Here is a 14,360-nt window from a genome sequence, read left to right as displayed (position 1 = left end):
GGGAAGCGGAGTGACGACGATGACGGGCAACAGGCGGTTTCTCGGGGCGGTCTTGGCGGTGGGGATGCTGGGCGGGTGCGAGCCCCTGGACGACGGTGGCGGTGGTGGCATCGGGGACGTGCTGTTCACCCGGGGCTTCGCCTTCGTGCGAGACAACGACCGCAACGTCTTCGTGGTGGACGATGACGGCGACGCCAACAGCCCCCAGCGGCTCACCACCGTGGGCGGCGCGTACTGGCCCTCCGTGTCGCGCAATGGCCGCAGCGTGGTGTTCGTCCAGCGCAGCGGCGGCGACACGGCGCTGCTGACGGTGCCCACCTCGGGCGGCGCGCCCTCCACGCTGTTCCGCTCGAACGACCCGACGTGCGCGCGCGGCTGCGCCAACTTCCGCACGCCCACCTTCAGCCCGGACGGCCGCAGCGTCGTCTTCGTCTTCTCGCCGGGCAACAGCTCCCAGACGGCGCTGGCGCGCATCAACACGGACGGCAGTGGCTTCCAGGAGCTCACGCCCAACAACGTCATCGCCTACGGCGCGCCTTCGTTCGTGCCCAACGGCAGCGCGGTGGTGGCGGGCGCGGGCAGCGGCCTCAATCAACTGGACCAGATTGCCTACGTTCCGCTCAACGGCGGCACCATCACCTACAGCTTCCTGAGCGCGGGCGTGCAGTTCGTGGAGAACCGCGTGGCGGTGTCGTCCAGCGGCGCCCAGGTGGCGTTGGACGGGCGGCTGACGTCGGGTGGCACGCGCATCTTCGTCGGGCAGCTCTCGGGCTCCAACGTGGGGGCGCTCCAGCGCGTCACCAACAGCGGGCCGGGCTCCGAGGAGTCGTGGCCGACGTGGACGGGCGCCAGCCAGCTTGGCTTCCTCGTCAGCGCGGGCGGCAGCGACACGGGCATCTACCGCGCGAGCGTGGGCGCGGGCTCCACCGGCTCGGTGTCGCTCGCGGTGCCCAGCGCGGCCGAGCCGTCGTACGGGCCCTTCTGACCCGGGCTCGGTGCGTCCCCCGCGTGGCCGTGTCCAGGTCAGGTGGGGTGGCGCCGGCGCCGCCCTCCGAGCATACGAGGGAGGCGTCGGGGGCTGATTCGCGCCGTGGGGGGCGCCTGCGGTAGCCTGACGCATGGAGATGCCGGCATGAGCGTGTCACCCGACAGCAAGTCTCTCGCCTCCGGCGCGCGTTCCGAGGAGCCCATCCTGGGGAGCCGCGCCGGTCACCTCACCGGATTCGATGTGAGCGGCGCGGTGCTCGTGGACTTCCCGGGCAACGCCGCGGGCCCGGTGCCCGCGCGGCTCGCCGTCGTCGTGGAGCCCAAGGCGCTCCAGGCGGCCGTGGCCCAGCGGCAGAAGGTGGTGCTCCTCTTCGAGAACGGCGACCCGCGCCAGCCCTTCGTCATGGGGCTCATCCAGGAGCCCAGCGCGACGCCGCTGCTGGATGCGCTGCTGGAGCCGGCCGCCCCGGAGCCGGTGCTGCGCCCCACCGAGGCGCACGTGGACGGCAAGCGCGTCGTCATCGAGGGGCAGGACGAGGTCGTCCTCAAGTGCGGCGAGGCCAGCATCACCTTGCGCCGCAACGGGAAGGTCATCGTGAAGGGGACCTACCTGGAGTCGCGCGCCACGGGCACCCACCGCATCAAGGGCGGCACGGTCGAAATCAACTGAGGCCTCCGGCGTAGTTCCGCGTGTGCCGGGCACCACCGCATGCGCGCTGTCCGAGAAGGCCCCCGGCAGGTGCCGGGATGGGGCGAAGCCTCGTGGTGATTCCGTGGGATTGCTCCGCGCGTGCGCACGGCGAGCAAGCCTCCTCGTCCGAGGCGGCTGCTCGGCGCGAGGGCAGGGCGCGTTCCATCCCGTGTGCCGGGCGCGACTGGCGTCCGGGTGCCCGAGGCGCGATGCTGCCTCGCGGAGGTCTGACGATGTCCCTCTTCGATGCCGTGCTCGCGGGCGACCGTGACGCCGTGGAGTCCCACCTGTCCGCCGGCGCGGACCCGAACCCCTTCGACGCCGAGGGCCGCACGCCGCTGATGGCCGCGGCCCGCGCGGGGCGGGCGGACCTGGTGCAACTGCTGCTGGACGCGGGCGCGGAGCCCGACTTGACGGACCGCATCGGTGAGTCCGCGCTCATCATGGCCGCCGCGCACGGCCACACCGAGGTCTGTGAGTGGCTGATGCCCCACGCGCGCGCGGATGAGCAGGACCTGGCCCGCACGCTGCTGTCTGGCCTGGGCATCACGGACCTGCGCCTGGACCGGCCCGAGCCCCAGGACAACAGCTTCCGCCGCAAGCTCGCCTCGGCGGGGGCGTACGTCTCCGGCAAGCTGGGGGACGCTGGCGCCACCAAGCGCCTGGAGCGCGTCTTCCGCTCGGAGAAGCAGCGCAAGCCCTGAAACGGCGAAGGCCCGGGGCTTCTCGGTGGAAGCCTCCGGGCCCTGGGCCGTGAAACGCGGCGCTGGGCGGGCCCTTCAGCGGGCCCGCCACACCGGTGCTACTCCGGCTTGGCGCTCACCGTCGCGCTCGGCGCCACGGTGCCCACCGCGCCGCTCTTGGTCTCCAGCGCGTCGGCCACCAGCTCGGTGATGTCCTTGACCTTGATGTTCTGCTCGCGGCCGGTGTCGTTCACCGCGTCGGAGAGCATCGTGGAGCAGAACGGGCACGCCACCGCGACGATGCCGCTGCCGCCCTGCTCCTTGTAGTCGCCCACCTGGCCCGGCTTCTTCTTGTCCGCGGCGTTGGGGTACGGCGTGGACGGGTCCTCGGCGTGCTTCAGCGTCAGCGCGGCCTCGTTCAACCGGTTGTGGTTGATGCGCGTGCCAATGTGCTCCTCCATCCACATGCGGCCGCCGCCGGCGCCGCAGCAGAAGCCCTCGCGCTTGCTGCGCTGCATCTCCACCACCTCGAGCCCGGGGATGGCGTTGAGCACCTCGCGGGGCGCGTCGTAGACGCCGTTGTGGCGGCCCAGGTAGCAGGGGTCGTGGTAGGTGAGCTTGCTGTTCATCACCGCGGAGAGCCGGATGCGCTTCTCCTTCAGCAGCTCGTTGATGAGCTGCGTGTGGTTGATGACGCGGTACTCGCCGCCGAACTCCGGGTACTCGTTCTTGATGGTGTTGAAGCAGTGCGGGCACTGGGTGATGACGGCCTTCACGCCCATCGAGTTCCACGACTCGATGTTCGTCTTCGCCATCGTCTGGAACAGGTACTCGTTGCCCATGCGGCGCGCGGAGTCGCCGTTGCACATCTCCTGCTTGGACAGCGTGGCGAAGCTCACGCCCGCCTCGCGCAGAATCTTCACCAGCGCGCGGCTGACCTTCTTCTGCTTGTCGTCGTAGCTGCCCGCGCAGCCCACGAAGAAGAGGTACTCGTACGGACCGCCGTCGTCACCCCACGTGGGCAGCGCCAGGTCCTCCGCCCACTCGTCGCGCCGGTCCTGACCCAGGCCCCAGGGGTTGCCCTGGCGCTCGATGCCCTCGAACACGCGCTGGATTTCCGCCGGGAACTCCGCCTTCACCTGCACCTGGTAGCGGCGCATGTCGATGAGGCGCGGCACGTTCTCGATGAACACCGGGCAGGCCTGCTCGCACCAGCCGCAGCTCGTGCACGCCCACACCGTCTCCGCCGACAGCGCGCTGCCGACGATTTCCGGCAGCGGCTCCTTGATGCCGTTGGGGCCGTAGCCTTCCTCCACCCACTGCTCGTTGTCCCAGATCCAATGCTTCAGGTCCTGGTTGACGGCCTTGTGCGTGAGCGGCTTGCCGGTGATGTACGTGGGACAGTGCGTCTGGCAGCGACCACACTCCGTACAGGAGTAGAGGTCCATGCCCTGCTTCCACGTCAGGTCCTTCACCGTGGCCGCGCCGAACTCCTCCTTCTCCAGGTCCGGCGTGGGCAGCTTGCCGGTGGAGTGCGTGCGCTGGAAGAAGACCGTGGGCAGGCCGGTGATGATGTGGAAGTGCTTGCCGATGGGCAGGAAGTTCAGGAACGACAGGATGATGACCAGGTGAATCCAGAAGCCGGCCACGCCCACCACGTGCGCGGCGGTGACGCCCAGCGGTGCCATCGCCATGCCCGTCAGGCTGGTGAACGGCTCCCACCACACCACCGGGATGGGCGCCTGCGCGGCGGCGGCCTGGGCCACCAGGTGGCTGCCTCCGAAGAGGAACTCGGAGACCATCAGGCCGCCGATGAAGCACAGGATGAGGTACGCCTCCCACGACGGCGTCAGGCGGTCCGGCTTCACCTGCCAGCGGACCCAGATGTAGTAGGCCACGCCCAGCAGGGCCAGCGCGGCGACCACGTCCTTGCCCAGCAGGTACACCTTGTAGAGGAAGAGCAGCGCGGGCTGATCCGTCCAGAACGGCACGCTCAGGTCCGTCAGCACCTCCAGCGCCGTGGTGGAGAAGCCCATGGCGAACAGCATGATGGTGCGCAGCGCCAGCACCATGAAGGCCGCGTAGATGAGGACGTGGAACAGGCCCGGCGTGAACTCCTCCGGATCCACCAGTCGCTTCTGCCCGAGGCCGAAGCGCACCAACTGCGCCACGCGGAAGGGGATGTTGTCGAGCCGGTTCTCCTTCTTCATCGCCAGCAGGACGCCCACGCGCCCGGACATGGTGATGACGAAGATGGGAATGGCGAGGGCAAGCAACAGGCCGGTGATGATGGGACTCATGGGACTCTAAGGACCTCTAGGGCGCGGCGGATGGGCCCGGGCTGCCGCGTCGCGGCAATTTCTTGAGTACGCTTCAACCCTAACAGGGGTGATTCGCGAATCAAGCGCCCTGCTGCCCCAGGTGTCCTTCACTGGAGAAACCTGGCGTTGGACGGCCGCTGAGCGCGCGGGGGGCGTACGAATTTACCGGCGGAGCCCCGCCATTCGGGGCGCCTTGAAAATGCCATGTCGTCAATGCCCGTGGGGTTCCCTCTCAGGCGCCCCAGGCTTACCTTGTACGATTGCCACGGGCATTGTCGGACGTCCAACGAATTGTAACTGCCTGGAAATACGAGGTCTTCTCACTGGAGAGTAGGCAGGTAGGCAGATGGACGACATGTGGCCTGGAACTTTAAAAGGCCCGGGGCTTTACAACGCAAGGCGACATCCCCAACATGGTCGGTAAATCGGTCAACGAGTGCTTGGGCGGGTGCCGCATGGGGCGGGCCCGGGTTGGCCGGAATGGGACGTCCACCTTCACCAGGGTGGCCTCCAGAGGAGCCGGACATGGTTCACGACGACACCACCTACATGGATGATGAAGGGTTGCCTTATGTGGATCCGCGGCAGGACGGTGAATCGGAATCTTCGAGTTCCGACGAGGGCACGCCCAGCCGCCGCTGGGGCTACGCCGAGGAGTCGTGGGGCGGCTGGAGTGCGGCTGAGTAGTTCGCGGCCCCCGCGGCCGGTGGATGCGCGGGGGCTCCTGCGGTAACCAGGGCGTTGGATGCCCGTGTGGCGGCTCCCTTCGAGGTGAGCCCCCGGGTTGATCTCCCCAAGCGGGCTGGCGCGGTGTGGGTGCGGCACATCCTGACCCGCCCCCTTGCCCCAAAGCACGACTCCCGACATTCTCAGACCCCGCAGCCTGCCCGTGAGCGTCCCCCGCTCCCGCGCGTTGTGGCCCATGAGACTTCCGGCATCGAAGGCCTTCCGGCCTGGCAGATTGATTCGCGGCACAATGCCTCGTGCGAACACGGGGGAGTACGTATGAAGCAGATGGCCTGGGCAGTAGAGCGTGACGCCGAGCACGGCCGTGAGGTGCTCGTCCTCGTCACCCTGGAGGCCGACGCCGACGCTCCCCGCGCGCCCGTGGCCATCAACCTGGCGTTGGACCGCAGCGCCTCCATGCGCGGCGTCCCGCTGCTCGCCGCCGTGCAGGCCGCCCAGGCGCTGGTCGAGCGTGCCAGCCCGCGCGACTACCTGGGCCTGCTCACCTTCGACGCCGAGCCCGAGCAGGTGCTGCCCATGCGCGCCATGGACACCGCCGCCCGGGCGGAGTTCCTCAAGGTGCTCGCACGCCTGGCGTCCGGCGAAGGCACCGCGCTGCACGAGGCCGTCGAGCGCGCCGCCGAATCCGTCCGCCGCGTGCTCGTCCCCGGCGCCCGTCCCCAGGTCCTGATGCTCACCGACGGCGAGCCCTCCGTGGGGCCGTCGCAGCTCGCGGAGTTCAAGTCGCTGGGCGCCCGCGTCTCCGAATCCGGCGTGATGCTCCACGCGCTGGGCCTGGGACGGCACTACCTGCCCGACATCCTCGAGGCGCTCACCAGCCCCTCGGGCACCGGCTTCGTGCACGTGGACGACCCCGAAGGGCTGCCCATGGCCGTGGGGCAGCTCGGCGCGGAGCTCTTCGGTGAAGTCGTGGCCGACGCGCGCGTGCACGTGCTGCCCACGGGCTTCGCGGACCTGCGGTGCCGTCACCGTTACCCCTCGCGCGTCGAGGGCGACGCGATGAGCGCGACGCTGGGCGCCATCTCCCAGGCCTTCCCACGCCGCGTCCTCTTCGCCGGCCTGCTGGACCAGGCGGAGTGGACCCTGAACGTCTCCACGTCCTTCACCGAACACGGCGACACGCGGCGCATCTCCGTGCCGGTGACGCGCGTGTTGCCCGACAGTGATTCGGGCCGCTACGTGCGCGCGGTGTCCGCCGAGCTGGACCTGGTCGCCGCCGAGTCCGCCGCGTGGAAGGCCCTGGGCCGCCGTCACCAGGACGCCGCCGAGCGCGCGCTGGAGACCGCCGACGCCGCGCTCTACAAGCTGGCGAGGCTCGGCGCGCCCGAGGTTCCCGCCCAGCGCCACGTGGAGCGGCTGGCGGACCTGCGCCGGGTGTTGGAGCGCCGCGCGAACCAGCTCCCCGCGCTGGTGATGCGCCGCGCGCACTCGGAAGTCTCCCGCATCACCATGAGCCGCGTGGGCCCCGCCGCGCCCGCGCCCGCGCTGCTTCCCTGGAAGACCGAGGACTGACGGCGCTCGCCTGCTGCCCCTGTGTGGGCTCATGACGTTGCGTCTGTGACGCTGTAACCCCTGTGCCGCCCGGTCGTCCATTCGGGCCAAGGCCGGGTGCGTCAACGGAGGGGAATGCCCGCCTGCCCGGATGGTTCACTGTGCTCGGGGCCCCGTGTCTGCCGCTGGCGGGCTGGCCTCCTCTGGGTTAACGGGAATCGCATGACGCATCGGCAGTCCAAGAGGCTCGGTCGGGTTGGTGGAATCGGACTGCTGTTGCTGGCGGCCGTCGCCTGGGCGGACCTGCCCGCGTCGGCGGTCGCGACCAGCGCTCCCGACCAGGGAAAGCCTCGGGTCGAAGGCGCGCTCCTGGTCGACGTGACGCAGGTGAAGCCGGGAGACACCTTCCGAGCGGGCGTGCGTTTCCGCCTGGACCCGGGTTGGCACATCTACTGGAAGAACCCGGGCGACTCCGGCCTGGAGACGGAAGTGGCGTGGGACACGCCGGGCTCCACGGTGGGGCCGCTGAAGTGGCCCTTCCCGGACACCTTCCGCACGTCGGACGGCTTCATCACCACGTACGGCTATGACGACGTGGCCATCCTCGTCGCGGACGTGAAGGCCTCGGAAGGCGCCACCGCTGGCGCGCTGACGCTGTCCGCCGCGGTGGAGGCGCTGGTGTGCGAGGTGCACTGCATCCCCGCCGAGCTGATGCTGACGCGCTCCATTCCGGTCGGCCCGGAGACGCTGCGTGACGCCGAGACGGCGGCGGTGTTCGACGCGGAGGTGGCGAAGGTGCCGCGTCCCCTCGCGGACAGCGGCCACACCGTGTCGGTGGCGTTGGACGCGCCCAACCTCACCGCGGGCCAGGCGTTCACCGGCGCGCTGACGCTGACGGGCCCGGGCGGCGCGGCGGTGCCCGCCGTGGAGGGTGACTTCTTCATCGCCGAGCGCATCCCCGGCGTCGCGAACCTGGGCCTCACGGCGGAGGGCCCCGGCCGCTTCAAGGTGAAGGGCAAGGCGGAGCCGGACGTGCAGGCCACCGCGCCGAGGCTCACGGGCGTGCTGCGGTTGGGCACGGCGGCCACGGGTTACCAGTACCTCGAGGTGACGGCGCCGCTGGCCCCCATGGTGGCGGCCGTGGGCGCGGCGGGGACGCCCGCGGTGGTGAAGCCTCCGTCGGTGAAGGACAGCATCGCCGCGGTGAAGCCGGTGGGTACGGCGGCCGTGGCGGCGCCCGCGCAGGAGTCGTCCGTGGGCCTGGGGCTGGCGCTGGTGTTCGCCTTCTTCGGCGGCGCGCTGCTCAACCTGATGCCGTGTGTTTTCCCCGTGCTGGCGCTGAAGGCCTACGGCTTCACGCGCATGGTGCAGCAGGAGCAGGGCCGCGTCGCCGCGCACGCGGGGGCCTACGCGGGAGGCATCATCGCCACCATGCTGCTGCTGGCGGGCGGCGTGCTGGCGGTGCGCGCGGGCGGGGCCAGCGTGGGCTGGGGCTTCCAGTTCCAGGAGCCCCTCTTCGTCGCGGGCGTGTGCGCGGTGCTGGTGGCCTTCGCGCTCAACCTCTTCGGTGTCTTCAACGTGGGCCTGGACGGCACGGCGCTGGCGGGCAAGGTGGACCAGAGCCACGGCCTGATGCACAGCGCGGGCGAGGGCGTGCTGGCGGTGGTGCTCGCCACGCCGTGCTCCGCGCCGCTGCTGGGCACGGCGGTGGGCTTCGCCTTCGCGGCGGGCCCCGCCACGGTGCTGGCCGTCTTCACCGCGCTGGGCCTGGGGCTCGCGCTGCCCTTCTGTCTGCTGGTGCTGGTGCCGGGGCTGGCCAAGAAGCTGCCCAAGCCGGGCGCGTGGATGGAGCGCTTCAAGCAGGTGCTGGGCTTCGCGCTGCTGGCGACCACCGTCTGGCTGGTGTGGGTGATGGGCGGGCTCGCCGGTGTGGACGGCATGGCGCGGCTCCTGGCGTTCCTTGTCGCGGTGGGCCTCGTCACCTGGCTGTATGGCCAGGGACAGGCGCAGGACGGCGTGCGCAAGCTGGCCACGGTGGCCGTGGCGGCGGGGGTGCTGGTGGCCTCGGGGCTGCTGACGCTGCGCTTCGAGGAGCAAGGCCCCTCGGCGGTGGCCCGGACGGGGTCCACGATGGCGCTGGCGCAGCCCTGGGATGACGCGGCCGTGCAGACGGCGCTGGCGGCCGGGCAGCCGGTATTCATCGACTTCACGGCGGACTGGTGCCTCACCTGCAAGTTCAACGAGCGCACCGTGCTGTCCACCGACGAGGTGCGCGACGCCTTCATCCAGCACCGCGTGGCCTTCTTCGTGGCGGACTGGACGCGCCGGGACGCGCGCATCACCGCCAAGCTGGCCGAGCACGGCCGGGCGGGGGTGCCCATGTACCTGGTGCTGAGCCCAGGCGCGCCGGACAAGCCGGAGGTGCTGTCGGAGCTGCTGACGACGGGGCTCGTCTCGGACGCCGTGAAGCGCGCGGCGGAGTGCGCGCCTTCCAAGCTGGGCGGCTCGAATGTCCTCTGCGCCGCGGGTTTCCCCAGTCACTGATGCATCGCTGTCTTTCGTTGTCCCCCCACTCTGGAGGTACGCCATGAAGCACGTCGTCACCGCGCTCGCGCTCGGCACGCTGTTCGTCGGAGCCCCCGCCTTCGCTGATGCCGAGGTCGGCAAGCCCGCGCCGTCCTTCACCGTCAAGGACGAGTCCGGCAAGGAGCACTCGCTGGCGCAGTACAAGGGCCGGGTCGTCGTCCTCGAGTGGACCAACCCCGAGTGCCCCTTCGTGCAGCGGCACTACAAGTCCGACACGATGGTCACCACGCTGAAGGGCTTCGACGCGAAGAAGGTGGTGTGGCTGGCGGTGGACTCCACCGCGCACAACACGCCGGAGAAGTCCGCCGCGTGGAAGAAGGAAGAGGGCTTCCCGTACCCGGTGCTGCAGGACGCCAGCGGCACGTTGGGCAAGTCCTACGGCGCGAAGACGACGCCGCACATGTACGTCATCGATGAGAAGGGCGTCGTGCGCTACGCGGGCGCCATCGACGATGACCCGCGCGGAAAGAACGCCAAGCCGTCCAACCACGTGAAGACGGCCGTGGACGCGGTGATTGGCGGCCAGACGGTCCCCGCCTCCACCACGACGCCGTACGGCTGCACGGTGAAGTACAAGACCTAGTCCGCGCGTCCGCTGTGAGGTTTCCAGGTCCTCGTCCCTTGTGTGGACGGGGGCCTCTTGTTTTCGCGGCCGGCCTCGCGGGGAATCGTGACGAGCGAGCACAGGGCCCCCACGGCGCACAGCCCCGCGGACACCCAGAGCGCGCGCCGCGTCCCCGCGAGGAAGTCCACGCCGGTGTCCCCGGCCAGTCCGCCCAGCAGGGGCAGCAGGGCCACCGCCAGCAGGCCGGCGATGCGGGCCACGGCGTTGTTCACTCCGGAGGCGATGCCCGCGTAGCGGTCCTCCACGGCGCCGAGCACCACCGCCGTCAGCGGGCCCACGGTGAGCGACAGCCCCAGGCCCAGCACGACGATGCCGGGCAGCACGGTGCTCACGTAGTCGCCGCCGCGCTGGATGCGCGTCAGCAGCGCCAGCCCCACGCCCGCGAGCAGCGGCCCCGCCGTCATCAGCGGCCTCGCGCCGATGCGTCCCGCGAGCCTCCCCACCGGCGGTGACAGCACGAGCAGCAGCAGGGTGATGGGGAGCAGCGCCGCCCCCGCGCCCAACGCGGAGTAACCGAGCTGTTGCTGCAGGGCGAGCACCACGAGGAACGTGGCGCCCCCGAGCGCGAAGTACACGACGAGCGTGGTGAGGTTCGCTCCGGAGAACGTGTGCGAGTGGAAGAGGCGGAGCGGGAGCATCGGCGCGCGTTGCCTCGCCTCCAGGACGACGAAGAGCACCAGCAGCGCGGCGCCCGCGCAGGCCGCGAACACGGCCGTCGCGGGCCAGTGATGGACGGGTCCTTCGATGAGCGCGTAGATGACGCCGCCCAACCCGAGCGCCGCCGTCACCGCGCCCGCGAGGTCCAGCCGATGCGTGCCTTGCGCGGGGGCGATGGCTGGCACGTGGCGCAGGGCGACCCACGCGGTGAGCGCCGCCAGCGGCACGTTGAGGAAGAAGACGAAGCGCCACGAGCCCGCGTCCACGAGCCATCCGCCGAGCAGCGGCCCCACCGCCGTGGTGACGCCGGACAGCCCGGCCCAGGCGGACACGGCGCGCTGCCGGTCCTCCGGAGGGAACGAGGTGCGCAGCAAGGCGAGGCTCGCGGGCACCAGCAGCGCGGCGCCCACGCCCTGCGCGGCGCGGAAGGCCGCCAGCGTCCAGGCATTGGGCGACAGTCCGCACAGGACGGACGTCGCCGTGAAGGCGAGCATCCCCAGCAGGAAGACGCGGCGCTGGCCCTTCGCATCACCCAGCGCGCCGCCGGTGAGGACCAGGGAGCCGAGCGTGAGCAGGTAGGCATCCACGGCCCACTGGAGGCCGGACAGGCCGGTGTTCAGCTCGCGGCCCATGGCGGGCAGGGCCACGTTGACGGCGGTGGAGTCGAGGAACGCCATGCCACTGCCCAGGACACTGGCGAGCAGGACCCCTCTGCCACGAGGACTGTCATAGGCGACGGTGGTGTCGGTGGGGGGCGGGGCCATGTGGCTCTAGCGTGGTGCCGGTGCCGGTGTCCCGCCATCCACCCCGGCCCGGAGGGGACATGGCTCCGGTGGCTCGCAGCCTCGGCAGGTGTCCCCTGAAGGCCCTCGCGGGCAGTGCCTACGGTGTGGAGGGCGCTGACCGCCCCGGAAAGGTGTCACATGGAACCGATTTGCGAGCACATCGAACAGGCGGGGGACCCGGCCCCCCGTTCACGCGGGTGTGAAGAGTGCCTGGCCATGGGCGCGAGCTGGGTGCACCTGCGCCGCTGCTTGGCCTGTGGGCATGTGGGATGTTGTGACTCCTCGCCCAACCGGCACGCGACGAAGCACTTCCAGCAGACGGCGCACCCGGTGGTCCAGTCTTTCGAGCCCGGCGAGGAGTGGGAGTGGTGCTACGAGGATGAGCTGTTCGCGGAGCATCGCCCCACACCTCCCGAAGCGCGGCTCTAGCGTCATCCGCTATCATCCGCCCGGCCCGTTTCGGCTTGTGGGAAGAAAGGCGCGGCAGCACACCATGGACGCGTGGACTCTGGAAGGCTCGCGCATCACCGACCCGGAGACGTTGAGCCGCCTGCGCGAGATGCTGGCGGACAAGAGCCCGCTCATCATCGAGCACCGCTTCTACCGGGAGACGCGCGCGCCGCACCGGTTCATCTGTGACGACGCCGACGTGCTCGACGAGTACCTCCAGGAGTCGCGTCCTGGAGACTCGTTCCAGGTGTGGTCCTACCGGAGCCTCTGCCGGGACGACAACCGGCTGCTTCAGGGGAAGATGCCGGACGCGGAGGGCCGCACGCCGCGCGGGGGCGTGGCCTGAGTCACGCGGCCACGGGCTCGACCTGGGGCCGCGTCCGCGCACGGGCGCGCTTGCGGCCCGCGCCCTTGCGCAGCAGGTCCAGCGTCACCTCGTCCTCCGTGGCCAGCGCCATCAGCCGTTGAAGGTCGTCCACGCTGTGGACGGGCCGTGCGTTGATGGCCAGCAGCAGGTCATCCACCTGGAGCCCGGCGTCGTGGGCGGGCGTGCCCTCCTGGACGCGCAGCACCCTGACCGCGCGCGACTGGCCGTTCTCCCGCGTGAGCCGCGCATCCAGGCTCACCGCCGTCGCCGCGATGCCGAGGAATCGCCGCTCCACCTTGCCGCGCTGGATGAGCAGGCTGGCAATCCAGGCCGCCGTGGTGGCGCTCACCGCGAAGCCAATGCCCTGCGCGTAGGGCAGCACCAGCGTGTTGAGGCCCACCACCTGGCCGCGCGTGTTGAGCAGCGGCCCGCCGGAGTTGCCCGGGTTGATGGCGGCGTCCGTCTGGAGCATGCCTTCCAACATGACGCCGTTGGGCAGGGCGATGCTGCGGTTGATGGCGCTCACCACGCCGAGTGACACGGACTGCTCCAGGCGGAACGGGTTGCCAATGGCCATGACGAGCTGACCCACGCGCACGGATTCGGGCTCGGCCAGGGGCAGGGTGGGGAAGCCGTCCCCCTCGGCGCGGACCACCGCGAGGTCCGTGGGGGCGTCGCTGCCCACGAGCGTCCCGCGCCGCTCCTCGCCGTTGGAGAGCTGGACGGTGAGCTTGCGGGTGCCGCGCACCACGACGTGGCGGTTGGTGAGGAGGTAGCCGTCGGGGGTGAGGAAGAGGCCGGTGCCGTGGCCGCGCGGGTGCTCCACGCCCACGACGGCCGGCGAGGCCCGCGCCACGAGGGACTCCAGGTCATCCGAGAACTGTTGAAGCAGCTTCATGGCGTCCTCTCGTTACGCACGCTTGCCGACGGTGATGGGGAGCTCGCGGACCTCTCCGGCGCGCAGCACGCGGACCGGGAGGGTGGTCCCCACCTTCTCGTCGCTCAGATAGCCGAGCAGGTCCTCCACGCCGTGGAGCGGGTGGCCGCCCAGGCTCACCAGGATGTCTCCTTGCAGGAGGCCCGCGGCGTGGGCGGGGCCGCTGGGGTCGACGGACAGGCAGATGAGGCCGTGTTCGCTCTCCGCGCTCAGGTGCTGCGGCAGACGGACGGGGTAGGCGCCCACGCCCAGGTATCCGCGCCGGATGCTCCCGTGCTCCTTCAGCGCCCCGACGACGCGAGCGAGCGTGTCCGCGGCGATGACGACGGCGGCGGTGCGCGAGAAGGCGGCGGAGAGGAGCCCGACGAGGCGGCCCTCCGTGTCCACCAACGCGCCGCCGGAGAAGCCGGGAGGCAGGTCGGCGTCCGTTTCGAGGTAGCGCTCCACGCGGCCTCCCGCATGCGTGCGCCAGCCCTCGCCGTGGGTGCTGACCATGCCCAGCGTGGCACGCGCGGTCCTCCCCGGACGGGCCACGGCGATGACGAGGTGGCCCACCTTCACGTCATCCAGGGGCGCGGGCGTCAGGGCGGTGAGGCCGGAGGTTTCGGCCTTGAGCAACGCCAGGTCGGTGCTGGCGTCGCGGCCCACGAGTTCGGCGGAGACGGTGCTGCCGTCGGGGAGGCCGATTCGGAGTGGGCCTTCGTGTTCCACGGCCTGGCTGGTGGTGACGATGTGGCCCTCGGCATCCCAGGTGATACCGGTGGCGCCGCGCCTGCGCCGGGTCTCGACGCGGACGATGCTGGGGGCGGTGTGCTCGACGGTGGATGCGAGGGATTGGGACAGGGATTGGAGGAGGCTGGTGGACATGATGTGTTCCTTTCGAGGCACAAGGTAAAGGCCTCGAAAAGTCGCCACATCGGCGAACCGGCTAGGTCCAGGACCTGCCCGTTCGGGGAGGTGACCTCTCCATCGGGTCAGCTTGCCTGGCGGAAGCGCTCGCAACGCGCCGCCAGGTCGTCACGCCGTGACTGCT

The 14,360-nt window shown here is 70.7% G+C and carries 13 protein-coding genes; 9 read left to right on the top strand and 4 right to left on the bottom strand.

All coding sequences use genetic code 11. From position 1 onward, the window contains the following. The first annotated feature begins 10 nt into the window (after positions 1–10). From A176_RS32580 to A176_RS32570, 3 genes are all read left to right on the top strand, one after another. Positions 11–985 carry a TolB family protein gene (locus A176_RS32580; protein ID WP_002640205.1) on the top strand — a complete coding sequence of 325 codons (975 nt, stop codon included), beginning with the start codon at positions 11–13 and terminating at the stop codon, positions 983–985. 147 nt (positions 986–1,132) lie between these two features. After that, positions 1,133–1,657 (top strand): DUF6484 domain-containing protein, encoded by a 525-nt coding sequence (locus A176_RS32575; RefSeq protein WP_002640204.1) that lies wholly within the window; start codon positions 1,133–1,135, stop codon positions 1,655–1,657. A gap of 254 nt (positions 1,658–1,911) precedes the next feature. After that, the gene (locus tag A176_RS32570; protein ID WP_002640203.1) at positions 1,912–2,382 is read left to right on the top strand and encodes an ankyrin repeat domain-containing protein; all 471 of its coding nucleotides are present in this window, start codon (positions 1,912–1,914) and stop codon (positions 2,380–2,382) included. A 98-nt stretch (positions 2,383–2,480) separates the two neighbouring features. Here A176_RS32570 and A176_RS32565 read toward each other — a convergent pair whose 3' ends face one another. After that, positions 2,481–4,661, bottom strand: coding sequence for a (Fe-S)-binding protein (locus tag A176_RS32565; protein WP_002640202.1), 2,181 nt, complete (start codon positions 4,659–4,661; stop codon positions 2,481–2,483). A gap of 546 nt (positions 4,662–5,207) precedes the next feature. Here A176_RS32565 and A176_RS39455 point away from each other — a divergent pair. From A176_RS39455 to A176_RS32550, 4 genes are all read left to right on the top strand, one after another. Beyond that, on the top strand, positions 5,208–5,369 hold the full coding sequence (locus A176_RS39455; protein ID WP_193409814.1) for a hypothetical protein: 162 nt from the start codon (positions 5,208–5,210) through the stop codon (positions 5,367–5,369). 318 nt (positions 5,370–5,687) lie between these two features. Continuing rightward, entirely contained in the window at positions 5,688–6,941 is a 1,254-nt protein-coding gene (locus A176_RS32560) for a vWA domain-containing protein (RefSeq protein ID WP_002640200.1), read from the top strand. A 201-nt stretch (positions 6,942–7,142) separates the two neighbouring features. Beyond that, positions 7,143–9,464, top strand: coding sequence for a protein-disulfide reductase DsbD family protein (locus tag A176_RS32555; RefSeq protein ID WP_044890173.1), 2,322 nt, complete (start codon positions 7,143–7,145; stop codon positions 9,462–9,464). A gap of 43 nt (positions 9,465–9,507) precedes the next feature. Further along, positions 9,508–10,089 carry a thioredoxin family protein gene (locus tag A176_RS32550; RefSeq protein ID WP_002640198.1) on the top strand — a complete coding sequence of 194 codons (582 nt, stop codon included), beginning with the start codon at positions 9,508–9,510 and terminating at the stop codon, positions 10,087–10,089. Here the strand turns inward: A176_RS32550 and A176_RS32545 are convergent. Continuing rightward, positions 10,086–11,552: an MFS transporter gene (locus A176_RS32545; RefSeq protein ID WP_002640197.1), complete on the bottom strand. Its 1,467-nt coding sequence runs from the start codon at positions 11,550–11,552 to the stop codon at positions 10,086–10,088. The two genes, A176_RS32550 and A176_RS32545, sit on opposite strands and share 4 nt — an antisense overlap. Positions 11,553–11,711: 159 nt before the next feature. Here A176_RS32545 and A176_RS32540 point away from each other — a divergent pair, with 159 nt between their 5' ends. Together A176_RS32540 and A176_RS32535 are read left to right on the top strand one after the other, a co-directional pair. After that, a complete protein-coding gene (locus A176_RS32540; protein ID WP_002640196.1) occupies positions 11,712–12,002 on the top strand; it encodes a UBP-type zinc finger domain-containing protein in 291 nt (96 codons plus the stop codon). A gap of 64 nt (positions 12,003–12,066) precedes the next feature. Further along, on the top strand, positions 12,067–12,369 hold the full coding sequence (locus A176_RS32535) for a hypothetical protein (protein WP_002640195.1): 303 nt from the start codon (positions 12,067–12,069) through the stop codon (positions 12,367–12,369). A 1-nt stretch (position 12,370) separates the two neighbouring features. Here A176_RS32535 and A176_RS32530 read toward each other — a convergent pair whose 3' ends face one another. Next, positions 12,371–13,288: a S1C family serine protease gene (locus tag A176_RS32530; RefSeq protein ID WP_002640194.1), complete on the bottom strand. Its 918-nt coding sequence runs from the start codon at positions 13,286–13,288 to the stop codon at positions 12,371–12,373. 12 nt (positions 13,289–13,300) lie between these two features. Continuing rightward, positions 13,301–14,194: a S1C family serine protease gene (locus A176_RS32525; protein WP_002640193.1), complete on the bottom strand. Its 894-nt coding sequence runs from the start codon at positions 14,192–14,194 to the stop codon at positions 13,301–13,303. Positions 14,195–14,360 lie beyond the last annotated feature (166 nt).

It is taken from the genome of Myxococcus hansupus, from assembly GCF_000280925.3.
Classification (GTDB): domain Bacteria; phylum Myxococcota; class Myxococcia; order Myxococcales; family Myxococcaceae; genus Myxococcus; species Myxococcus hansupus.
This window is presented reverse-complemented; position numbering and strand designations above follow the sequence as displayed.

What these genes read in the sequence shown, in the direction of transcription:
- A176_RS32545 (WP_002640197.1), bottom strand. Translation starts at nt 11,552, where the DNA reads ATGGCCCCGCCCCCCACCGACACCACCGTCGCCTATGACAGTCCTCGT.
- A176_RS32525 (WP_002640193.1), bottom strand. Translation starts at nt 14,194, where the DNA reads ATGTCCACCAGCCTCCTCCAATCCCTGTCCCAATCCCTCGCATCCACC.
- A176_RS32560 (WP_002640200.1), top strand. Translation starts at nt 5,688, where the DNA reads ATGAAGCAGATGGCCTGGGCAGTAGAGCGTGACGCCGAGCACGGCCGT.
- A176_RS32555 (WP_044890173.1), top strand. Translation starts at nt 7,143, where the DNA reads ATGACGCATCGGCAGTCCAAGAGGCTCGGTCGGGTTGGTGGAATCGGA.
- A176_RS32540 (WP_002640196.1), top strand. Translation starts at nt 11,712, where the DNA reads ATGGAACCGATTTGCGAGCACATCGAACAGGCGGGGGACCCGGCCCCC.
- A176_RS32550 (WP_002640198.1), top strand. Translation starts at nt 9,508, where the DNA reads ATGAAGCACGTCGTCACCGCGCTCGCGCTCGGCACGCTGTTCGTCGGA.
- A176_RS32535 (WP_002640195.1), top strand. Translation starts at nt 12,067, where the DNA reads ATGGACGCGTGGACTCTGGAAGGCTCGCGCATCACCGACCCGGAGACG.
- A176_RS39455 (WP_193409814.1), top strand. Translation starts at nt 5,208, where the DNA reads ATGGTTCACGACGACACCACCTACATGGATGATGAAGGGTTGCCTTAT.
- A176_RS32530 (WP_002640194.1), bottom strand. Translation starts at nt 13,288, where the DNA reads ATGAAGCTGCTTCAACAGTTCTCGGATGACCTGGAGTCCCTCGTGGCG.
- A176_RS32575 (WP_002640204.1), top strand. Translation starts at nt 1,133, where the DNA reads ATGAGCGTGTCACCCGACAGCAAGTCTCTCGCCTCCGGCGCGCGTTCC.
- A176_RS32570 (WP_002640203.1), top strand. Translation starts at nt 1,912, where the DNA reads ATGTCCCTCTTCGATGCCGTGCTCGCGGGCGACCGTGACGCCGTGGAG.
- A176_RS32565 (WP_002640202.1), bottom strand. Translation starts at nt 4,661, where the DNA reads ATGAGTCCCATCATCACCGGCCTGTTGCTTGCCCTCGCCATTCCCATC.